This window comes from Streptomyces sp. NPDC014676 (assembly GCF_043084105.1).
Lineage (GTDB): Bacteria > Actinomycetota > Actinomycetes > Streptomycetales > Streptomycetaceae > Streptomyces.
Map to the genome: position 1 here is coordinate 631,682 of NZ_JBIBZI010000003.1, position 22,287 is coordinate 653,968.

General features: G+C 72.9%; 15 protein-coding genes. All 15 read left to right on the plus strand.

Annotation, left to right across the window (positions count from 1 at the left end):
* Window positions 1-156 precede the first annotated feature (156 nt).
* Window positions 157-1,974, plus strand: coding sequence for a subtype B tannase (locus tag ACF1DX_RS11465; RefSeq protein ID WP_391790963.1), 1,818 nt, complete (start codon window positions 157-159; stop codon window positions 1,972-1,974).
* A 476-nt stretch (window positions 1,975-2,450) separates the two neighbouring features.
* Entirely contained in the window at window positions 2,451-3,929 is a 1,479-nt protein-coding gene (locus ACF1DX_RS11470) for a sugar transferase (RefSeq protein WP_391790964.1), read from the plus strand.
* Window positions 3,930-4,009: 80 nt separating this feature from the next.
* Window positions 4,010-5,326 (plus strand): nucleotide sugar dehydrogenase, encoded by a 1,317-nt coding sequence (locus ACF1DX_RS11475; protein ID WP_391790965.1) that lies wholly within the window; start codon window positions 4,010-4,012, stop codon window positions 5,324-5,326.
* A complete protein-coding gene (locus ACF1DX_RS11480) occupies window positions 5,316-6,596 on the plus strand; it encodes a glycosyltransferase family 4 protein (RefSeq protein WP_391790966.1) in 1,281 nt (426 codons plus the stop codon). The genes ACF1DX_RS11475 and ACF1DX_RS11480 overlap by 11 nt, the downstream gene beginning before the upstream one ends.
* Complete coding sequence (locus ACF1DX_RS11485) at window positions 6,593-7,963, plus strand: polysaccharide biosynthesis protein (RefSeq protein ID WP_391790967.1); 1,371 nt, start codon at window positions 6,593-6,595, stop codon at window positions 7,961-7,963. Before ACF1DX_RS11480 ends, ACF1DX_RS11485 begins: the two co-directional genes overlap by 4 nt.
* A complete protein-coding gene (locus tag ACF1DX_RS11490; RefSeq protein WP_391790968.1) occupies window positions 7,960-9,510 on the plus strand; it encodes a Wzz/FepE/Etk N-terminal domain-containing protein in 1,551 nt (516 codons plus the stop codon). Before ACF1DX_RS11485 ends, ACF1DX_RS11490 begins: the two co-directional genes overlap by 4 nt.
* Window positions 9,511-9,513: 3 nt before the next feature.
* Entirely contained in the window at window positions 9,514-11,448 is a 1,935-nt protein-coding gene (asnB, locus tag ACF1DX_RS11495) for an asparagine synthase (glutamine-hydrolyzing) (RefSeq protein WP_391790969.1), read from the plus strand.
* An 18-nt stretch (window positions 11,449-11,466) separates the two neighbouring features.
* Entirely contained in the window at window positions 11,467-13,638 is a 2,172-nt protein-coding gene (locus tag ACF1DX_RS11500) for a bi-domain-containing oxidoreductase (protein ID WP_391790970.1), read from the plus strand.
* Window positions 13,635-15,593, plus strand: coding sequence for an alginate lyase family protein (locus ACF1DX_RS11505; protein ID WP_391790971.1), 1,959 nt, complete (start codon window positions 13,635-13,637; stop codon window positions 15,591-15,593). The genes ACF1DX_RS11500 and ACF1DX_RS11505 overlap by 4 nt, the downstream gene beginning before the upstream one ends.
* A 3-nt stretch (window positions 15,594-15,596) precedes the next feature.
* Complete coding sequence (locus tag ACF1DX_RS11510; RefSeq protein WP_391790972.1) at window positions 15,597-17,129, plus strand: right-handed parallel beta-helix repeat-containing protein; 1,533 nt, start codon at window positions 15,597-15,599, stop codon at window positions 17,127-17,129.
* Window positions 17,126-18,358, plus strand: a complete 1,233-nt coding sequence (locus ACF1DX_RS11515; RefSeq protein ID WP_391790973.1) for an O-antigen ligase domain-containing protein — start codon at window positions 17,126-17,128, stop codon at window positions 18,356-18,358. Before ACF1DX_RS11510 ends, ACF1DX_RS11515 begins: the two co-directional genes overlap by 4 nt.
* Window positions 18,359-18,360: 2 nt before the next feature.
* Window positions 18,361-19,602: a glycosyltransferase gene (locus tag ACF1DX_RS11520; RefSeq protein ID WP_391790974.1), complete on the plus strand. Its 1,242-nt coding sequence runs from the start codon at window positions 18,361-18,363 to the stop codon at window positions 19,600-19,602.
* Window positions 19,599-20,849: a methyltransferase domain-containing protein gene (locus ACF1DX_RS11525; RefSeq protein WP_391790975.1), complete on the plus strand. Its 1,251-nt coding sequence runs from the start codon at window positions 19,599-19,601 to the stop codon at window positions 20,847-20,849. Before ACF1DX_RS11520 ends, ACF1DX_RS11525 begins: the two co-directional genes overlap by 4 nt.
* A complete protein-coding gene (locus ACF1DX_RS11530; protein ID WP_391790976.1) occupies window positions 20,846-21,640 on the plus strand; it encodes a glucose-1-phosphate cytidylyltransferase in 795 nt (264 codons plus the stop codon). Before ACF1DX_RS11525 ends, ACF1DX_RS11530 begins: the two co-directional genes overlap by 4 nt.
* On the plus strand, window positions 21,637-22,284 hold the full coding sequence (locus tag ACF1DX_RS11535) for a PIG-L deacetylase family protein (protein WP_391790977.1): 648 nt from the start codon (window positions 21,637-21,639) through the stop codon (window positions 22,282-22,284). Before ACF1DX_RS11530 ends, ACF1DX_RS11535 begins: the two co-directional genes overlap by 4 nt.
* The last annotated feature ends 3 nt before the right edge of the window (window positions 22,285-22,287 follow it).

A 22,287-nucleotide genomic window follows, 5' to 3' on the forward strand; every position in this document is an offset into this window, starting at 1 on the left:
CGCTGCCCTTCCTCGTCCGCACCGCCGTCCGTGAACCGAGGACCCCGGGAAATGTCCGCGAGATTGCTGGGCATATTGTTGACAATCTTGTAGCGTGCGTCACGCCTTGACCCCGAGGCATCGGCGAAGCACTCGGTGCTCGATGAGGGGAGACCCATGCAGCGGTTGACCACGCCCTACGGACACGACGCACTCACCCACCCGACGAGCGTGCGGGCGGAACGCCCCGCGACCCGCGAACGCCTCCTGAGAGGCATGGCGGTCACGGGCTGCCTCGTGCTCACGGCCCTCGCGGTGCCCACCTCCGTCGCGACGGCCGCCCCTTCGGGGGTCCGCGGCCATGTCGCGGACCCCCAGGACGCCGCGCTCGCCTTCGACTCCACCGCCTACACGACGATCACCGTCACCGTCGACGGCCGGCCGGTGGACGTGCGCTGGTACAAGGAGCTCTGCTACGTGGCGAACCCGGTCGCCGCGGCGGCGCGGCAGCCCGCCGGCCCCGGCGGGGGCACCACCACGATCACCCACACCGCCTGCGGCTACCAGAGCATGAACGTGTTCGTCCCCGAGAGCGCCTTCGGCGACCAGCGGGCGCCGGTCTACTTCGCGGTGAACAACAGCGGCTGGAAAGCCAGTCACCTCAGGGCGAGCGTGACCGACGCCGCCTCCTACGACAGTTCGACGAGCAACGTCGGTGCCGCGCTGAAGGCGGGCTACGTCTTCGTCGACGTCGCCAACCGCAGCCGCGGACTGGTCGGCGCCGACGGATCGTCCCCCGGCAAGGCCCCCGCGGCGGTGGTCGACGCCAAGGCCGCCGTGCGCTACCTGCGCCTCAACGACACCGCGATGCCCGGCAGCGCGGAGCGGATCGTCGTCAACGGCACCAGCGGCGGTGGCGCGCTGGCGTCGATCCTGGGGGCTTCCGGCAACAGCGGCGAGTACGACCCGTACCTCGCCGCGATCGGCGCCGCCGGCATCGACGCGAAGGGCCGCAGCACCCTGCGCGACGACGTCTTCGCCGTCAACGCGTACTGCCCGATCACCGACCTCGGCAACGCCGACATCGCCTACGAGTGGCTGTACGGCGTCCTCGCCACCCGCGACGCCACCGGCTCGAACCCCTCGCCCGAGGGAGCCGCCGAGATGGCGGCCCGGTTCCCGGCGTACGAGAAGAGCCTCGGGCTGCGCAACCCCGACGGCTCCCGGCTCACCGCCGCGACCCTGCTCGACACCATCGAGGAGGAGGTCGTCCGCTCCGCGGAGACCTACCTGGAGGCGGACCCCGCCCACACGATCCCGCCGCTGGGCGGCACCTTCGAGATCACGTCGAGGGGCACCACCACGTCGTACGTCAACGACTGGATCGACGTCGACGCCGCCACCCGCACGGTGCGCTCCGTCGACATGGCGAAGTACCTCGCCTTCGTCGCCACCCAGGCCACGCTGAAGACGACCCCGGCCTTCGACGCGGTGGGCGTCTACGGGAACACCACCAGCGGCACCGAGACCGACCTCTTCGGTCCGCCGTCCCAGAAGTACATGAACTACACCGAGTACGGCTGGAACCACAACGACGTCGCCGGTGACGGCAGCGGCCCCGACGACACCGGGCTGACCTGGAGGCAGTACACGAGCAGGAAGAGCACCACCGTCGACGACCAGGTCCACCTGATCAACCCGATGGACTTCGTCGGCACCCGCGCCGACACCGCGCCGAACTGGTACGTCCGCCACGGCACCCGTGACCGGGACACCGCGTTCACCGTCTCGGTCAACCTCGACCGGGCACTCGCCGCGGACGAGCAGGTCGAGAACCTGGACTACCGGCTCGCCTGGAACCAGCCGCACGCCGGCAACTACGACGTGCCCGAGGCCATGGCCTGGATCGCCGCGGCCGTCCGCACGGCCGGGGACCCGCTGACCGACCGTCACTCCTCCCGCCAGCCGGGGCACCACGGGCGCGGGCGGCCGTGATTCCCCTGGCCCGCCGGAAGGCGGGTCAGGCACGGTCCGCCACCCGGGAGGCCGGTGTGCCCCCGCGCACCCGGGCGAGTCCGTCCGGGTGCCGCGTCCGGTTTTCCGGGCGGATCGCGGTGATCAGCAGGTCAGGTACGTCCGGCGTCCGCGGGCGGTCACCGGCGGACCGGTTCCGTCTCAAAGCTTGCGCACGAATCACACACATCCCCTCTACATATCGGCCCCGATGGTCTAGATTGACCTTGCTTCAGCCGTTCGAACACACGGTGACGATCGATGAACCCTGGGTGCGGGGAGCGCCCGAGGGGCCGGGGTGGGTTGTTCAGCCGGTTCCGGGAGAGCCCGGACGGCATGCGCGGGAGGCGGGGGCCTCCTGTGGGGGAGGAACGGCGCGGCGCGGGGGGCGGGGGCCTCCCGGGTGGAGAAACGGTGTCAGGGGAACACGTCGAACCACTGGGGACCTGGGGGGTTCTGTGCGGCAGGGGGAATTAGTCGGCCCGTTTCCGTCGGCGCACGAGCGTTTGGCGAACGGGAGAATCAGCAGACCCGCGACCGACTGGGAGCAGCGGTACCGCCGTACCGTGATGACCGGCGACACCGTGACCACCGCCTGCGTGGTGGCGGCGATCGGCAACTTCTTCGGGGTCCGGGACGCGGCCAACTGGCATGAGAAATGGGGGATCCTCGCCTTCGGCACCTGGCTGCTGGTGCTGGGGGCGCTCGCGGTGGGCCGGGCGTGGTCTTCGTCCGTGCTCGGCCAGGGCGCCGAGGAGTTCCGCCGGCTCGGACGCTCCCTGTTCATGGCGACCGTCGTCCTGGCGCTCGGCGGAATCGCCCTCACCTCGCGCAACATCAAACTCTGGATCTTCGTCGCGATCCCCGCGATCGCGGTCGTCACCATGATCGTGCGGTATCTGCTGCGCCTGTGGCTGCACAGGGAGCGGAAGGAGGGCCGGTGCCTGAGACCGGTGCTCGCCGCCGGGAGCCCGGCCACCGTGCACGACCTGATCACCCGGACCCGGAGGTTCCCGCACCTCGGCTGGCGGGTGGACGCGGTGTGCACGACGGACGGTCTCGGACCCGACGGTGACCGGGTGGACGGAGTGCCGGTCGTCGGCCGGCTGGCGGACGTCGCCGACCACGTCCGCCGCGACGGCTACCGGGTCGTCGCGGTCACCCCGGACCCGCACTGGTCACCGCACCGGCTGCAGCGGCTGGCCTGGAACCTCGAGGGCAGCGACGCCGAGATGGTCGTCGCCCCCGTGCTGATGGAGGTGGCCGGCCCGCGGCTGCACATCGACGCGGTGCTCGGGATCCCGCTGCTGCGGGTCAGCATGCCGGCCTTCACCGGGGGCCGCCGGGCGGTCAAAGGGGTCGTCGACCGGCTGGGCGCAACGATCCTGCTGCTGCTGTTCGCGCCGCTGATGGCGGGCGTCGCGCTGCTCGTGCTGACGACCAGCAGGGGCGGGGCGTTCTACCGTCAGCGCAGGGTCGGCAAGGACGGCCGCGAGTTCACCATTCTCAAGTTCCGCACCATGGTCGTCGGGGCCGACCGGGCCCGTGCCGAGCTGGCCGGCCTGAACGAGGGCGCAGGACCGCTGTTCAAGCTCCACCGGGATCCGCGGGTGACCCGGGTGGGAGCGGTGCTGCGCCGGTACTCGATCGACGAACTCCCGCAGCTGTTCAACGTACTCACCGGATCGATGTCGCTCGTCGGGCCGCGGCCTCCGTTACCGGAGGAGTCCGCCGCCTACGGCCCGGACATCCGGCGGCGGCTGCTGGTCAAGCCCGGCCTCACCGGCCTGTGGCAGATCAGCGGACGCAGCGACCTGTCGTGGGAGGAGGCGGTCCGGCTGGACCTGCGGTACGTGGAGGACTGGTCGCTCGCCCTGGACACAGTGATCTTGTGGAAGACGCTGCGTGCGGTGCTCTACGGGCAGGGGGCCTACTGATGCGCGGGGGGCGGCGTCGTCGTACGGACGGCGCACGGACCGCAGGCCGTGAGGGCCTGCCCGGGGGGGAGGAACGGAACGTGAGAGTCAGCGTTTTCGGGCTCGGCTACGTGGGCTGTGTGTCGGCCGCGTGCCTGGCCAGCATGGGCCACGAGGTCATCGGGGTGGACGTCAACCAGGTGAAGGTCGACCTGGTCAACGACGGCAAGGCCCCGGTGGTCGAGGAACGGATCGGCGAGCTCGTCGCCGAGGTGGTGGAGAGCGGGGCGTTACGCGCCACCGGCGACGTCCGCGAGGCGATCATGGACAGCGAGATATCGCTGATCTGCGTGGGCACGCCGTCGGAGCCCAACGGCAGCCTGTGCACCACGTACCTGGAGCGGGTCACCGAGCAGATCGGCGCCGCGCTGGCCGAGCGGGGCGGGCGGCACACCGTCGTGTTCCGCAGCACCATGCTCCCGGGCACCTGCCTGAACCTGCTGGTGCCGATCCTGGAGAAGTACGTCGGCGGCACGGCCGGGGTGGACGTCGGGGTCGCGGTCAACCCGGAGTTCCTGCGCGAGGGCACCAGCGTGCGGGACTTCTTCGACCCGCCGAAGACCGTCGTCGGCGAGCTCGATCCGGCGAGCGGCGACGCGGTCCTGGCGCTGTACGACGGTCTGCCCGGCGAGGTGTTCCGGGTGCCGGTCCCGACGGCCGAGGCGATCAAGTACGCGGACAACGCGTTCCACGGCCTCAAGATCGGCTTCGCGAACGAGCTGGGCGCGGTGTGCCAGGCGCTCGGGGTGGACTCGCACCAGGTGATGGACGTGTTCCTCGCCGACCGCAAGCTGAACATCAGCCCCGCCTATCTGCGGCCCGGCTTCGCCTTCGGCGGCTCCTGCCTGCCCAAGGACCTGCGCAGCCTGGTCCACGCGGCGCAGCGGGCCGACGTCTCGGTGCCCATCCTCTCCCACGTGCTGCCCTCCAACGCCGACCATCTGCAGCGCGCGGTGGAGCTGGTGGAGCGCACCGGCAAGCGCCGGGTGGGACTGTTCGGGCTGTCCTTCAAACCCGGCACCGACGACCTGCGCGAGAGCCCGCTCGTCGAGCTGGCGGAGCGGCTCTTCGGCAAGGGGTACGACCTGAGGATCCACGACGCCAACGTGAGCCTCTCCCGGCTGCTCGGCGCGAACCGCGAGTACGTCGAGACCCGGCTGCCGCACCTCGCGCAACTGCTCGCGGACTCCGTCGACGAGGTGCTCGAACACGCCGAGGTGTGCCTGGTCGGGACCAAGGACCCGGCCGTGCTGTCGGCGCTGCCCCACGGCGACGGTCCGGTGATCGTCGATCTCGTCCGCCTTCCCGACGCCGAGACGCGCCGGACCGAACCGGGGTACATGGGCCTTGCTTGGTGACACGTCGTTCGACGACACAGCCCGCGACGACCGGCACGGCCGGCGTGCGCTGATCCTGGTGGAGAACCTGTCGGTGCCGTTCGACCGGCGGGTGTGGCAGGAGTGCACGACCCTGCGCGACGCGGGCTGGACGGTGCACGTCATCTGCCCCCAGGGGAGCAGACGGGACACGGAACCCGAAGCGGTGATCGACGGGGTGCGGATCCACCGCTACCCGTTGCGCGCGGCCACCGGAGGGCCGGCCGGCTATCTGCGGGAGTACGGATCGGCGCTGTGGCACACGGTCCGGCTGGCCCGGAAGGTCGGCCCGGTCCACGTGGTCCACGCCTGCAACCCGCCCGACCTGCTGTTCCTGCCGGCCCTGTGGCTGAAGCGGCGCGGCGCGCGGTTCGTCTTCGACCAGCACGACCTGGTGCCCGAGCTGTACCTCTCCCGGTTCGGCCGCGGCAAGGACCTGCTCTACCGCGGCGTGTGCGCGCTGGAACGGATGACCTACCGGGCCGCGGACATCGTGCTCGCCACGAACGAGAGCTACCGGGACGTCGCGGTGCGCCGGGGCGGCCGGCGGCCGTCGGACGTCTTCGTGGTGCGCAGCGCACCCCAGACCGACCGGTTCCGACCGGTGCCGCCCGAACCGGAGTTGAAGCACGGCAAGCCCCATCTGCTGTGCTACCTGGGCGTCATGGGCCCGCAGGACGGCGTCGACTACGCCTTGCGGGCCCTGGCGAAGCTGCGCGACGAGGTCGGACGGACCGACTGGCACGCGGTGTTCGTCGGCTCCGGCGACGCCTTCGACGCGATGGTGGAGCTGTCCCGGCGGCTCGGGCTCGACGAACAGGTGCGGTTCACCGGGCGCATCCCGGACGCCGACCTGGTGCGCTACCTGTCCACCGCGGACGTGTGCCTCTCCCCCGACCCGCGCAATCCGCTCAACGACGTGTCGACCATGAACAAGGTCCTGGAGTACATGGCGATGGGCCGGCCGATCGTCTCGTTCGACCTGAAGGAGGCGCGGGTCTCCGCCGGTGACGCCGCCGTCTACGCGCCCGCGAACGACGAGTCCGAGTTCGCGAAGTCCATCGCGCTGCTGCTGGACGATCCTGAACTGCGGGCCCGGATGGGCAGGACCGGCCAGGAGCGGATCGGCGGGGAGCTCTCCTGGCGGAACTCGCAGGCGTCGCTGCTCGCCGCCTACACCGCCGCCTGCCGTGACCGGGTCCCGGCGTCGGCGGGCACCCGGGGGCGGGCGGGGAAGAGGCCACCTCGTTGAGCGATGACACGATACGCCTGGCCACGGTCGGGCGGATGATCCACCGGCGGTGGCGGCTGCTCGCCGTCCTCGCCGTGCTGGGCGCGCTCGTCGGCTACGGCACCTCTGTGCTGTTCCCGCCGCGTTACACGACGTCGGCATCGGTCCTGCTGCCGGGGGCGTGGGAGGAGCGCGAGCTGCTGACCCGGACGGAGATCGCGACCAGTTCGGTGGTGGCCGACCGGGTGGCCGCCACGCTCGACTGGGCCGGGGTCGACGGCGGCGAGCTGCGGGAGCGGGTGAGCGCCGAGGCCGCCGACGGGAACATCATCAAGATCTCGGGCACGGCCGACACCCCGGAGCGCGCGCAGCGGCTCTCCGACCAGGTGGCTCAGGAGTTCGTCGCCTTCACCGCGGGGATCGCGGGCGACGACACCGGCTCCGAGGCGGCGGCACGGCCCGAGGAGCTGCGGAAGCTGGTGACGCGGACCAGCCGCCGCATCACCGAGCTGGCCGACGCGGCCGATCCCGGCCGGACCGTGGAGAGCGTGCAGACCCGCACCGAGCTCGCGAAGCTGCGCACCGCGCTGCAGGAGGCCGTCACCGCGCTGGAGCAGGCCGGCCCGGCCGCCGACGAGGCCGGCATGGTCGTCATGGGGCCGGCGGCCCGGCCGGACGGTGAGGCACCGCCGACGCGGATCCAGCTCGTCGTCGGCGGGGCGCTGCTGTTCCTCCTGCTCGCGGTCGTCGGTCATCTCGCCGCCGCGCGGGCGAGCCGTCGGCTGCACACCGAACCGGAGATCGTCGCGGCGCTGGGCACGGTGCCGCTCGGTACCGTCGACGTGCCCGCCGGGCGGCCCGCGCACCCGCCGGAGGACCGTGACGTGCGGGCCCGGATCCGCCGGTTCCTCGGCGTCGACGTCCGGTGGGACGTACCGGCCCCGTGGACGTCCGGCGACGAGGCCGGCCGGCGGATCCGCTACCGGCGGGTGTGCGCCCGCCTCCGGGACCGGCTGCCGCGCTCCGGGCGGCGGTTGCTGGTCGTCGTCCCGGACGGCGACGAGGTCGCCCACCGGGCCGCCGAGCGGCTCGTCACCGAGGCCGAGGGGGATCCCCTGCTGCGGGTGACGGAGGTCGCGGTGTCCCGGCCGGTGGTGCCGGACCGCGGCGACGAGTCCGGTGCCCTGGTCGTGCTCAGCGCGGGCGACTGGACCGCGGGGGAGCTCACCGGCATCGCCGAGGCGTGTGCGGACGCGGGGCACGAGATCGTCGGCGTCGTCGTCGCCGGCCGGGTCCGGACCCGTACGACACGGTCCGCCCGCCGTCCCCGCCACACCGCCGCGCCGGCGCTCACGGCCGGCGACGACGCGACGGGAGGCCCACGGTGACGACACGTACGAACGCGGAGCCGTCGGCCGCTCCGCTGCTGGACCTGCAGGCGCTGGTGGTCGCGGTGCGCAGGCGGCGCCGCCTGTGGTGTTCCATGGCGCTGCTGGGGCTGCTGGCCGGCGCGGCGGTGGCGGTCCTGCTGCCGGCGCCGCCGACCGCGGTGACCACGGTGCTGGTCGCGCACGAGGCGGACCAGCCGAACGACCCCGGAACACTGATCCGCACCGACGCCGCGCTGCTGGGGACCACGCGGATCGCCGGACAGGCCCTGCGGTCCCTCGGTTCCCCGGAACGCCCGGAGGACTTCATGCGGGACTACCAGGGCACCGGTCTGACCAACAACCTGCTGCGGATCACCGTGACGGGCGACAGCGACGCGGAGGCGGTGGCCCGTGCCGAGGCGCTGGCCGAGGCGTTCGTCGCGGACCACGTGAAGCGGATCAAGGAAGCCGCGGACGCCGAGTCCAAGGCCCTGCTCGGCCGGCGCGACGACATGCGGGACGAACTCGCGCGGGTCAACGAGGAGATCGGGGAGGGACCGCCACGGAGCGACCCGGAGGCGTCGGCGAACCTCGAGTCGCTCTTCGCCCGCCGGGCCGAACTCACCTCGCGGATCACCGACTTCGACCAGCGTGCCGAGGAGGCGCGGCTGGGCACGCCCCGGCTCGTCGCGGGCACGCAGATCGTGGACGCCGCGCGGGCGGTGGAGCACTCCCTGCCCAGGACCGCCGCCACCGACGCCGGGATCGGGCTCGTCCTCGGGCTCGCGCTCGGCCTCGCGCTGGCCGCCGTCGGCGCGGTGGTGGCGGACCGCCCCGTGCTGCGCCGGGAGATCGCGGCGAACCTGGGCGCCTCCGTCATCGCGGAGCTGCCCGGCCGGCCGGCCGGACCGTGGCGGCGCCGGCGGGTCCGGGCGGCACGGGAACGGCTCACGGTGTCCCTGGCCCGTACCGTACGGGGCTCCGCGGAACCGGTGTCGCTGCTGGAACTGGGCTGTGCGCGCGGTGCGAGCGCGATCGCCCTGGACCTCGCCGGGGCCCTGGGGGCGGACGGACCGGTGGCCGTCGTCGACGGTCTGCCCGGCCCGCAGCTCGCCAAGCACCGCCCGAGGCCGGGAGACCCCACCGTGGTCGGCGGCACGGACACCGCGGCCGTGGCGTCCGGGGAGCGCCGGGTCGGTGTCGGCTCGGTGGCACCCGGCACCGCGTGGACCGACCTCCGGTACCTCGGCACCCGGACCGTGCTCGTCGTACGGGCCGGGCACGGCAGCGCCGCGTGGCTGCACACCGTGGCGCGGCAGCTCGCGGAGCAGCGCATCACGGTGATCGGCGTGGTGCTGATCGACCCCGATCCGCGGGACCGGACCGACGGCACGCTGTGGGACGGGCCGCACACCGTGCCGCGCGACCGCGGCGAGCGGCCGGCCGGGCCGGACGGCGGGGGTGCCTCCCCCGCCGTGCGGGCGGTGGGGGAAGGCCGGCGGGGGACGGAGCGGCTGCCGATGCCGGCGGCCCGGGTCCCGGACAGCGACCAGGAGGCGCGGTAGGACATGTGTGGCATCGCAGGCACGTACCGGTGGCCGGACGGGAAGGCCGTGGCCGACCGGCTCACCGATGTCCTCGCCCATCGCGGCCCGGACGGGGCGGGACGGTACAGCCGTCCCGTCGGCGACGGCGAGGTGCACCTCGGGCACCGCAGGCTGGCCATCGTCGACCTGTCGGAGACCGGCGCCCAGCCGATGGTCTCGGACGGCCTCGTCCTGACGTACAACGGCGAGCTGTACAACGCGCCCGAGCTGCGGACGGAGCTGACGGCCGCCGGGGTGCGCTTCCGCGGCACCTCCGACACCGAGGTGGTGCTCGAGGCCTGGCGGCGCTGGGGCACGGACTGTCTGCCCCGGCTGCGCGGCATGTTCGCGTTCGGGATCTTCGACGAGCGGACCGGTGAACTGGTGCTGGCCCGGGACCAGTTGGGCATCAAGCCGCTGTTCCTGCTGCGGCGCGGTGAGGGCCTGGTGTTCGCCTCCGAGCTCAAGGCGCTCGCCGCGGTGACCGGCCAGACGCTGGAAGTGGACCACGCGGCCCTTGTGGCCTCGCTGCTGTACTACTGGGTGCCGGACTCGCGGTGCGCGTTCCGCGAGGCGGAGAAGCTGCCGCCGGGGAGCTGGCTGCGGTGCCGGCCCGACGGCCGGGTGGAGCGCGGCCGGTTCTGGAACCTGAGGGACGTCGCCGCCGAGGGCCGGGAGCGGGCCCTGGCCGGCGAGCGGCCGGACCTGGCCGCGATCGTCGAGGAGTCGACCCGGCGGCACCTGCTCTCCGACGTGCCCGTGGCGACCTTCCTCTCCGGCGGTCTCGACTCCAGCTACCTGACCGCGCTGGCCGCCCGCCACCAGCCCGGCATCTCCGCCTACACGATCGGGTTCCGCGCCGAGGACGCCCGGTTCGAGGCGATGCCGGACGACCTGCGCTACGCCCGGCAGGTGGCCGGGCGGTTCGGCGTCGACCTGCACGAGATCGAGATCGCCCCGGACGTGCTCGACCTGCTGCCGCGGATGACGTACCACCTGGACGAGCCGATCGGCGACCCCGCCGCCATCAACACGTTCCTGATCTGCTCGGCCGCCCGGGAGGCCGGGGTCAAGGTGATGCTGTCGGGGATGGGCGCCGACGAGCTGTTCGCCGGGTACCGCAAGCACCTGGCCAACCTGCTCGCACTGCGCTACCAGCGTGTCCCGCGGCCCCTGCGGCGCGGGGTGTCCGGGGTCGTGGACCGGCTGCCGGTCGCCACGTCCCGCCGGGGATACCGGTCGGTGCGCTTCGCGAAGCGGTTCCTCTCCTTCGCCGATCTGCCGGAGGAGACCGCGTTCCGGCGCAGCTACACCATGTACGACCGGGACGAACTGCTCGCCCTGATCGATCCGGACCTGGCCCCGGTGGTCGACGACGTGCTGACCGAGCACGCGGACACCTATCAGGACAACGACCTCGACGACTTCGTCAACCGCATGTGCCTGGGCGACGCGCGGATGTTCCTGCCGGGCCTGAACCTCGCGTACACGGACCGTTCCAGCATGGCCGCGTCGACGGAGGTGCGGGTGCCGTACGTGGACGTCGAGGTGGTGAAGGCGGCGTTCGCCTTCCCCGGCGACCGCAAGATCGTCGGGCGGCAGGGCAAGGCCGTCCTCAAGGAGGCGGCCACGTCGGTGCTGCCCCGGGAGATCGTGTACCGGCCCAAGGGCCTGTTCAGCGCCCCGCTGCGGGCCTGGATGAGCCGGGACCTGGCACCGCTGGTGCGCGAGGTGGTCGACGACGGCGAGCTCGTCCGTTCCGGGATCCTGCGCCGTGACGCGCTTCAACGGCTCGTCGCCGAGGACGCCGCCGGGCAGCGGGACTTCTCCAAGCATCTGTGGCATGTGCTGACCCTCGAGTACTGGTACCGCGGCGCGACCTCCCAGGCCGGCCAGACCCCTTCCTTGACGGCGTAGAGAACAAGAGGACTTCCGGTGAAACAGGTTGTGCAGAACTACAGGAGCGGCGAGCTGGCGCTGCTCGACGTGCCGGTGCCGGGCTGCAAGCCGGGCGGTGTGCTGGTGCGGAGCGCGTACTCGCTGATCTCCACCGGGACCGAGCTGATGAAGGTCTCCGAGGCCGGCATGTCGATGGTGGGCAAGGCGCGTTCCCGGCCGGACCAGGTGGCGAAGGTCGTGCAGAGCGTGGCCGTCAACGGGGTGCCCGCCACCTACCGCAAGGTGATGGGCAAGCTGGACTCCTACACGCCGCTGGGCTATTCGCTGTGCGGGGTGGTCGAGCAGGTCGGCGCGGGGATCGACGACGTGAAGGCCGGCGACCTGGTGGCCTGCGCCGGCAACGAGCACGCGCTGCACGCCGAGCTGAACTGGGTGCCGAAGAACCTCTACGTCCCGGTGCCGGACGGCCTCGCGCCCCGGCACGCGGCCTTCGGCACGGTCGGGTCGATCGCGTTGCAGGGCGTCCGGCAGGGCGAGTCGCGGCTCGGCGAGGTGGCGCTGGTCGTCGGCCTCGGGCTGATCGGGCAGTTGGTGGTGCAGCTCCTCGCCGCCTCGGGGGTACGGGTCGTCGGGGCCGACCCCGACCCGGCGCGCTGCGAGCTCGCCGAGCGTCTGGGCGCGGCGGCCTGCGGTGATCCCGCGTCCGCGACCGTGGAGAACGCCGTCGCCGAACTCACCGACGGTCACGGCGTGGACCAGGTGTACCTGGCCGCCGGCGGCGGCAGCAACCAGCCCGTCGAGCTGGCCGCCCGGCTGAGCCGGGACCGCGGCCGGGTCGTCGACATCGGCAAGTGCCGTCTGGACCTGCCGTGGAACGCGTACTACGAGAAGGAGCTCGACGTCCGGTTCTCCCGTTCGTACGGGCCCGGCCGCTACGACCCGGAGTACGAGCTTCAGGGGCGGGACTATCCGATCGGCTACGTGCGCTGGACCGAGCGCCGCAACCTGGCGTGCTTCCTCGACCTCATGGCCCGCGGCAGCGTCGACGTGGAGCCCCTGGTCTCCCACGTCGCCGACTTCGACGACGCCGTCGAGACGTACCGGAGCCTGAAGGACGGCGAACTGAAGGCCGTGGCGGTGCTGTTCCGGTACCCCGGACAGGAGGCCGAGGCGCAGGCCCCGGTGGTGGCCGTGCCCTCCGTGGACGTGAAGCGGAGCCCGGTGCGGGCCGCGCGGACGCCGGTGCGTCTCGCGTTCGTCGGCGCGGGCAACTACGCGTCGTCGATGCTGCTGCCGCACCTGGCGCGGCGCGACGGCGTCGAGTTGTCGACGGTCGTCACCACGACGGCGCTGTCCGGGGCCAACGCGCAGCGCAAGTTCGGCTTCACGGCGGCCACCACCGATCTCGACGCCGTGCTCGGCGACGAGTCCGTCGACGCGGTGTTCGTGGTCACCCGGCACAGCTCGCACGCCGAGCTGACCCGGAAGGCGTTGCTGGCCGGCAAGGCGGTGTTCGTGGAGAAGCCGCTGGCGCTCACCGAGGACGAACTGGCCGGGGTGCTCGCCGCGGTGGAGGAGTCCGGCAACGACCGGCTGCAGGTGGGCTTCAACCGCCGGTTCGCGCCGCTGCTCCAGGAGGCCAGGAAGCGGTTCGGTACCCGCAGCGGTCCGGCGAGCCTGCGCTACCTGGTCAACGCGGGCCGCCTCGACCACGGCAGCTGGTACCTCCAGCAGGGCACCGAGGGCTCGCGGTTCGCCGGCGAGGGCGGGCACTTCATCGACACGGCGAGCTGGCTGCTGGAGGCCGACCCGGTCTCGGTGTACGCGGTCGCCCCGTCCGGCAACGAGGACCTCCAGGTCGTCCTGTGCTACCCGGACGGGTCCACCGCCACGATCAGCTACGTCACCACCGGATCCTCCGGGTTCCCCAAGGAGACGCTGGACCTCATCGCGGACGGCAAGGTGCTGCGGTTCGACGACTTCGTCCGCGCCTCGGTGTACGGCCGTAAGCGGTGGGTCAGCTCGCGGCTGCCGAAGGCGCGGGACAAGGGCCAGAACGCCGAACTGGCCGCGTTCGTCAAGGCCGTGCGGACCGGCGGACCGATGCCGGTGCCGCTCCGGTCGCTGGTCACCACCACGGCGGCCACCCTCGCCGTACAGGCCGGCCTGGCCGGGGGCGTGCCGGTGACGCTCACGGGGTCGCGATGAGCATGAGCGCGGGATGGTACCTGCGGCGGCTGTCCCGGATGGGGCCGCGGGAGATCGGCGGCCGGGTGGGCGACACGGTGCGCAGACGGCGGTGGCGGTCGGTGCCGCCGCCGGACTGCCCGGTCGTGACCGGCGCCCGGTTCACCGCGGTCCTGCCCGCGGGGGCGGTCGCCGCGGTGCCGCCGGACGCCGCGAAACGGCTCGTCGCCGACGCGGACCGGCTGATGGCCGGGCACGCCGAGTACTTCGGGGCGGACCGCGACGACCTGACCGACCCGGACTGGTGGTACGACCCGAGAACCGGACGCCGGGCTCCGGAGGGTTACGCCTTCGACGTGCCGTACCGGGACGAGGACGCGGTCGGGGACATCAAGCAGATCTGGGAGCCGTCCCGGCACCAGTACCTCACCCGGCTCGCCGCCGCCTACGCGGTCACCGGGGACGAGCGGTACGCCGAGCGGGTGGCCGAGCACCTGCGGTCGTGGTGGGCGGCCAACCCGCCGCTGCGCGGGGTGCACTGGGTCAGCGGCATCGAGCTGGGGATCCGGCTGCTGTCCTGGGTGTGGGTCCGCCGGCTGCTCGACGGCTGGCCGGGCGCGGCCGCCCTGTTCGAGGGCAACCCGGTGGCGCTGCACCAGATCTGGCACCACCAGCGCTGGCTGGCCGCCTTCCCCAGCCGGGGCTCCTCGGCGAACAACCACGTCATCGCCGAGGCCGCCGGGCAGTTCGCCGCGGCCTGCGCGTTCGGGTGGTTCCCCGACTCGGCGCGCCGGCGGGCCGACGCACTGCGGTCGCTGGAGCGGCACCTGCGCGGCAACACGTTCCTCTCCGGCCTCAACCGCGAGCTGGCCACCGAGTACCACGGGCTGGTGCTGGAGCTCGGCCTGGCCGCGGTGGCGGAGGCGGACGCCGCCGGTGTGCCGGTGCCCGCGACGGTCCGGCTGGTGCTGCTGCGGATGACCGACGCGCTCGCGGCCGTCGTGGACAACCGGCTGCGGCCGCCGCGCCAGGGGGACGCGGACGACGGGCACGGTCTGGTCGTGGACGGCGCGGGCACCGACCGCTGGGGCTCGCTGCTGGCCACCGGGGACGCCGTGTTCGGCCGGCTCGACTGGTGGCCGACGGTGACCGGCACCGATGTGCGCACCCCGCTGCTGGCCGCGCTCATCCGCCCGTACGCGGAAAAGGGAACCGCGCGCCCCGCGAGCCGGCCGGCCCACTTCGCCGACGCGGGGATGACGATCCTGCGTGGTCCGGAGAAGATCTGGTGCCGCTGCGACGGCGGTCCGCACGGCTTCCTGTCCATCGCCGCGCACGCCCACGCGGACGCGCTGTCCGTGGAGGTCCGGCACGACGGGGTCGACGTGCTCGCCGACCCCGGGACGTACTGCTACCACGGGCAGCCCGAGTGGCGGCGGTACTTCCGGTCGACCCTCGGCCACAACACCCTGCGACTGGACGGCGGTGACCAGTCCGTCTCCGGCGGCCCGTTCCTGTGGACCCGGCACGCCCGCAGCCGCGTCCTGGCCGTGGACACGTCCGGTGGAGGCGTGGCCCGCTGGTGCGCCGAGCACGACGGCTACCGGCCTTCCGTACACCGCCGCCAGGTGGAACTGGACTCCGTCACCCAGGAGTTGAGGGTGGTCGACGAGGTGCGCGGCCCGCGCCGGGCCGCGCGCCTGGCGTTCCACCTCGGCCCGGAGATCACCGCGGACCTGACGGGGAACCGGGCCGTGCTCACCTGGACCCGGGACGGCGAGGACCGCTCCGCGGTGCTCGACCTGCCCGGGCGGCTCTCCTGGCGGGCGCACCGCGGCGAGACCGAGCCGCCGCTGGGCTGGTACTCCGCCGGCTTCGGACGCAAGGAACCCGCCACCACGCTGGTCGGCACCGGCTTCGCCGACGGCACGGAGAAGTACACCACCGTCCTCGGCTTCCGCGGTCAGGGGGCCTGATCCGTGGGGATGAAGTGGCGGCACCGGGCGTTACCGGCTGCACCGCTGACGCTGGTCCTGCTGGCGGCGGCGACCGGCTGTGACGGCGGCACGCCGGACGCGCGGCCGGAGCCGACCGCCGCACCGTCCGCGTCCGTGGCCCGGGTGTGCGACCGGCCCGCCGCCGGGCCGGCGAAGGCGCCGGCGGGCGCGGTGACGGTCGACCCCGCGGTCGCCGGCGACCTGGCCGCGAAGACCAGGAACAGTCCCCCGCGCACCACGTTCTGGCTCCGGCCGGGCAGGCACCGGCTCGACTCCGACCGCTACGCCCAGGTCGTCCCCAAGGAGGGGAACACCTACCTCGGCGCGCCGGGCGCGGTGCTCGACGGCCGCAGGACCAACCAGTACGCGTTCGGCGGCACCGCCCGCGACGTCACCATCCGCCACCTGACCGTGCGGGGGTTCGTCGCGCCGCACGACGAGGGCGTGGTCAACCACGACTCGGCCGACGGATGGGTGATCGAGCACTCGACGATCCGGGACAACTCCGGCGCCGGGCTGATGGCCGGCGCCCGCCAGCAGGTCCGCGCCAACTGCCTGCGCGACAACGGCCAGTACGGCATGAACGCGTACAAATCCGACGGCGCCCTCGACGACCTGGTGGTCGAGGGCAACGAGATCACGGGCAACAACACCGGTGACTGGGAGCGGCGGCGGCCGGGCTGCGGCTGCACCGGAGGCGTCAAGTTCTGGGCCGTCGACGGCGCCGACGTACGCGGCAACTGGGTGCACGACAACCGCGGGACCGGGTTGTGGGCGGACACCAACAACAACGACTTCCGCATCGAGGGCAACGTGCTGGAGGAGAACGACGGTGCCGCGCTGATCTACGAGACCAGCTACAACGCGGTCGTCCGGGACAACACGATCCGGCGGAACAACTGGGTCGAGGGCCGCAGGTACGCCGACCGCGGCGACACCTTCCCGTTCGCGACCGTCTACATCTCCGAGTCCGGCGGCGAACCCCGGGTGCGGGCCCGCACCGACAGGATCGAGATCCACCGGAACGTGCTGGAGGACAACTGGTCCGGGATCACCCTGTGGGAGAACGCCGACCGGTTCTGCAACAGCCCCGCCAACACCTCCTCCGGTGACTGCACGCTGCTGGTGGAGGACAAGGACCGCTGCGCGCAGCCGGCGATCGCCACCGCGCCGCTCTACGCCGACTGCCGGTGGAGGACCCAGCGGGTGGACATCCACGACAACCGCTTCGTGCTGGACAAGTCCGTCGTGGACTGCACGGCGATGTGCGACCGGATGGCGGTGCTGGCCAACTACGGCACCTACCCGGACTGGTCGCCGTACCAGGGCGAGCGGGTGTCCGAGGCGATCACCCGCGAGCAGCACAACCGCTGGCACGACAACACCTACGTCGGACCGTGGAGGTTCACCGCCCACGACCCGAGCCGGGTGCTCGACGCCGTGCAGTGGCAGGGGCCTCCGTACCGGCAGGACGCGGGCAGCACCTTCCGCGCACAGGGCGGTGGCTTGAGATGACCACGGACCGCACGCCGAAGCTCGTCGGGACGGCCTGGGGGCTGCTGGTCCTCAACACGCTCGGCTCCGCCGGGGCGAAGACCATCGTCCCGCTGCCCCGTTCCCTCATCCAGATGGTCACCATGGGCGCGCTGGCCGTCGCGTTCACGCTGGCGCTCGCGGTCGATCCCCGGCTGCGCGTCCGGCCGAGCGCCTACCTGTTCCTGCTCACCCTGCTGCTGGTGCCGAGCGTGATCTCCAGCGCGGACCCGGAGTCCGGGTTCGGCGCGCTGTTCCGCTGCGCCCGGCTGGCGCTCTTCGTCGCCACGCTGTGGCTGCTCAGCCGCTGGTGGGACGGCGGCACGACGTTCGTACGGCACCACATCCGGATGTACTTCCTGGTCCTCGGGTCGGTCGCCACCGGCCTGGCGATCTCACCGGGTGCCGCCCTGCCCGACCTGTACGGCGGGCGGCTGGTCGGCGCGCTGTGGCCGCTCACCCCGCCGCAGATCGGACAGTACGCCGCGGTGATCATCGGGCTCACCGTGCTGCTTCTGCTGGGCCGCGGAACCGACCGGCGCGGCGCGGCGGTCGTCGTCGTGCCGTCGCTCGTCCTGCTCGCGCTGACCCACACCCGGACGGCCACGGTCGGCCTGCTCGTCGGGCTGGCGCTGGCGATCGGCTCGCTCGTCCTGACCAGCGCCGCCGCCCGCCGGTTCTTCACCTGGACGGTGCTGTGCGCCGCCGTCGCCGCGGTGGTGTTCGGCTCCGCGCTGCAGGCGTGGTTCCTGCGCGGGCAGAGCCAGGAGAACTTCACCAGCCTCACCGGCCGGGCCAAGGTCTGGGACGCCCTGCTGGCGGCACCCCGGACGACCTCGGAACACCTGCTCGGCACGGGCCTGGGCGACAAGTCGTTCGGCGGGCTGCCGATCGACAACAGCTGGCTGGCCGTCTACCACGAGCAGGGCATGACCGGTGTCGTCCTGGTGGCGGCGTTCCTCGTCGTGCTGGGCGGCGTCGCGCTGCTGCGGCCGCCGTCGCTGTCGAGGGCCTGCGCGATCTTCCTGATCGGCTACTGCGCGATCGCGTCGTACACCGAGGCCGGACTGGGCGACGCCTCGCCGTACCTGCTGCACCTGGCCGTGGCCGCCTCGCTCCTGGCGGCACCCGCCCCGGCCGCTCCCCTCCCGGTGCCCGACGCCCCCCGGCGACGCGTTCCGCGCTGGGCCCAGAGACCGGAGGTGATCTGAGCATGCACGTCCTCGTGGTGCACAACCGTTACGCCTCGGCGCAGCCGAGCGGGGAGAACAAGGTCGTCGACCAGGAGGTGGCGCTGCTGCGCGAAGCCGGCCACCGGGTCGAGGTGTTCGAGCGGCGCAGCGACGACATCGCCGCCATGTCCCTGCCGCGCAAGGCCGCGGTACCGCTGCTCGTGCCGTGGAACCCGGCGGTCCGCAGGGAGCTCGCCGCCCGGCTGCGCGCCGGACGGCCGGACGTGGTGCACGTCCACAACGTCTTCCCGCTGCTGTCGCCGGCGGTACTGGCCGCCTGCGCCGACGCGGGTGTGCCGGCCGTCGCCACGCTGCACAACTACACCCAGGTCTGCCCGCCCGGCACGCTCCAGCGGGACGGCCGGCCGTGCGCCGAGTGCGTCGGGGCGGCGCCGCTGCCCGCCGTCCGGCACGGCTGCTACCGCGGCTCCCGGGCGGCGACGGTGCCGCTCGCGGTCGGTCTGTCGGTCAACCGGCGGCGGTGGTGGTCCGGCGTGGAGCGGTTCTTCTGCATCTCCGCGGCGCAGCGCGACGTCCTGGTGCGGGCCGGCATGCCGGCCGAGCGGCTGGCGGTGAAGCACAACTTCGTGCCCGATACGGACGTCCGCCGTACGGGCGCCGGGGAGCATCTGCTCTACCTCGGCCGGCTCGCCGAGGCCAAGGGCGTACGGCTGCTCATGACCGCGTGGGACGAGATCGCCGCCGCCGGTGGTGTGGGCGTGCCGCTGGTGATCGCCGGTACGGGGCCGCTGGAGCCGGAGGTGACCGCCTGGGCGGCGGGCCGGGACGACGTGCGGTACGCCGGCCTGTACGACACGGAGCGGTGCCGGCGGGCGATCGCACGCTCGGTGGCCGTGGTGGCCCCCTCGACGTGGCTGGAGGCGTTCGGCCTGGTGGTCGTGGAGGCGATGGCGGCCGGAGTGCCGGTCGTCGCCGCCGGTCACGGCGCCTTCACCGAACTCGTCGAGGACGGGGCGACCGGGCTGCTGCACCGGCCGGGCGAGGCCGCCTCGCTCGCGTCCGGCATACGCCGGATCACCGCCGACCCGGGCCTGGGCCGGGAGATGGGCCGGGCGGCCCGACGCCGATACGAGCAGGGTTTCAGCCCGGCCGTCGGCCTGGAGCGCCTGGTGGAGGGATACCGCACCGCGATCGCGGGGCGGTCGGCACCGGCTCGCGACGGGGACACCCGCGCGGGCAGGGGGGATGGGGACAGCAGATGACACGATGCCGACTCTGCGGCTCGCAAGCGATGGCGAGCGTCGTCGACCTCGGGGCGACGCCACCGTGTGAGAGCTTTCTCGCCGCGGACCAACTGGACCGGCCGGAACCGGCGTACCCGCTGCACCTGCGGGTCTGCACCGACTGCTGGCTGGCGCAGATCCCGCCGCTGATCACACCGGAGGAGACGTTCGAGGAGTACGCGTACTTCTCCTCCTACTCCACCTCCTGGGTGGAGCACGCGCGCACGTTCGTCGCGGACGCCGCGGCGCGGGTGGGGCTCGGCCCCGACGCCTTCGTGGTCGAGGTCGCGAGCAACGACGGCTACCTGCTGAGACATGTCGTGGACCGGGGCATCCGTTGCCTGGGCATCGAGCCGTCGGTGAACGTCGGCGCCGCGGCGCGCGAGGCGGGCGTGCCCACGCTCACGGAGTTCCTGAGCCCGGACACCGGTGCGGCCGTCCGCGCCGAGCACGGCCCGGCGGACCTGGTCGTCGCCAACAACGTGTACGCGCACATCCCCGACGTGGTCGGGTTCACCCGGGGCCTGCGCGCCCTGGTCGCCGACGACGGCTGGGTCTCCGTCGAGGTGCAGCACCTGCTGACCCTGATCGAGGAGAACCAGTACGACACGATCTACCACGAGCACTTCCAGTACTACACGGTCGCGTCCGCGGCCCGGGCGCTGGCGAGCGGCGGACTCACCCTCGTGGACGTCGAGCTGCTGCCCACGCACGGCGGCTCCATCCGGCTGTGGGCCCGGCCGGCCGAAGTGGCCGGCGAGCCGAGCGGGCGGGTGGCCGAGGTGCTGGACCGGGAGAAGGCCGCCGGGCTGCAGGAGCTGACCGGGTACGCCGAGTTCTCCGCCCGGGTGGCCAAGGTGCGCCGGGACCTGCTCAAGTTCCTCATCGAGGCGGCCGAGCGCGGCGAGACCGTCGTCGGCTACGGCGCCCCGGGCAAGGGCAACACCCTGCTCAACCACTGCGGCATCCGGCCCGACCTGCTCCCGTACACGGTCGACCGCAACCCCTACAAGCACGGCAGGTTCACCCCGGGCACCCGCATCCCGGTCCTGGCACCCGAGCGGATCGCCGCCGACAAGCCGGACTACGTCCTCGTCCTGCCGTGGAACCTGCGCGAGGAGCTGGTCGAGCAGCTGTCCTTCGTGCACGAGTGGGGCGGCCGGCTGGTCTTCCCCATACCGGAACTGAGCATCGTCGAGGCCGCGTCCCGAGAGGTCACAGCATGAAGGTCGTACTGTTCTGCGGCGGTTACGGGATGCGGATGCGCAACGGCACCGCGGACGACGTGCCCAAGCCGATGGCGATGGTCGGCCCCCGGCCGTTGATCTGGCACGTCATGCGCTACTACGCGCACTTTGGGCACACCGAGTTCATCCTGTGCCTCGGCTACGGGGCCCACCACATCAAGGACTTCTTCCTCAACTACGAGGAGACGACGTCCAACGACTTCGTGCTGCGCGGCGGGCGGACCGAGCTGCTGTCCACCGACATCTCCGACTGGACGATCACGTTCGCGCAGACCGGCATCGAGTCACCGATCGGGGAGCGGCTGCGCCGGGTGCGGCACCACCTGGACGGCGACGAGATGTTCCTCGCCAACTACGCCGACGTGCTCACCGACGCCCCGCTGCCGGAGATGATCGACCGCTTCGCCCGGCGCGACGCCGGTGCGTCGATGATGGTGGTGCCGCCGCAGTCCTCGTTCCACTGCGTGGAGTTGGGTGAGGACGGCCTGGTGGGGGGCATCACCGCGGTGAGCGACATGCCGCTGTGGGAGAACGGCGGCTACTTCGTGCTCCGCCAGGAGGTCTTCGACCACATCCCCGAGGACGGGGACCTGGTCGCCGACGGATGCGCGGGGCTGGCCAAGCAGGGGCGTCTGGTGGCACATCAGCACCGCGGCTTCTGGAAGCCGACCGACACCGTGAAGGAGCGGGCCGCGCTCGACGCCGCCTACGCCCGGGGCGACCGCCCGTGGGCCGTGTGGGAGCGGGCCGGCGCGGGGGTGGGCGCGTGATCCGGCTCGGCGCCGGGCGCCTGGACCGGGTCGTCGCGGTGGGCGCGCACTGCGACGACATCGCCATCGGCGCCGGCGGCACCCTGCTCGCGATGTGCCTCGCGCGGCCGGGTCTCCGTGTCGACGCGCTGGTGCTCTCCGGCGGTGGCGGCGAGCGGGAACAGGAGGAACGGGCCGCGCTCGCCGCCTTCTGTCCGGGCGCCGACCTGCGGCTGACCGTGCTGAAGCTGCCGGACGGCCGGATACCGGCGCACTGGGAGGAGGCCAAGGCCGCGGTCGAGGAGCTGCGCGGGCGGACCGAGCCGGACCTCGTGCTGGCCCCGCGCACCGAGGACGCGCACCAGGACCACCGCGGCCTGGCACGACTGATGACCACCGCGTTCCGCGACCACCTCGTGCTCGGCTACGAGATCGTCAAGTGGGACGGCGATCTCGGCCGTATGGCGGCGTACCAGCCGCTGTCACCGGAAGTCGCCGAGCGGAAGGTGCGGCTGCTGCAGGAGCACTACCCCTCGCAGCGGCACCGGCCCTGGTACGACCGGGAGGCCTTCCTCGGTCTCGCCCGGATCCGCGGCATCGAATGCCACGCGCGCTACGCCGAGGCGTTCGCCGTCACCAAACTCACTCTCGACCTGGGGGATTGAACC

What these genes read in the sequence shown, in the direction of transcription:
- ACF1DX_RS11530 (WP_391790976.1), top strand. Translation starts at nt 20,846, where the DNA reads ATGAAGGTCGTACTGTTCTGCGGCGGTTACGGGATGCGGATGCGCAAC.
- asnB (WP_391790969.1), top strand. Translation starts at nt 9,514, where the DNA reads ATGTGTGGCATCGCAGGCACGTACCGGTGGCCGGACGGGAAGGCCGTG.
- ACF1DX_RS11525 (WP_391790975.1), top strand. Translation starts at nt 19,599, where the DNA reads ATGACACGATGCCGACTCTGCGGCTCGCAAGCGATGGCGAGCGTCGTC.
- ACF1DX_RS11515 (WP_391790973.1), top strand. Translation starts at nt 17,126, where the DNA reads ATGACCACGGACCGCACGCCGAAGCTCGTCGGGACGGCCTGGGGGCTG.
- ACF1DX_RS11505 (WP_391790971.1), top strand. Translation starts at nt 13,635, where the DNA reads ATGAGCATGAGCGCGGGATGGTACCTGCGGCGGCTGTCCCGGATGGGG.
- ACF1DX_RS11520 (WP_391790974.1), top strand. Translation starts at nt 18,361, where the DNA reads ATGCACGTCCTCGTGGTGCACAACCGTTACGCCTCGGCGCAGCCGAGC.
- ACF1DX_RS11465 (WP_391790963.1), top strand. Translation starts at nt 157, where the DNA reads ATGCAGCGGTTGACCACGCCCTACGGACACGACGCACTCACCCACCCG.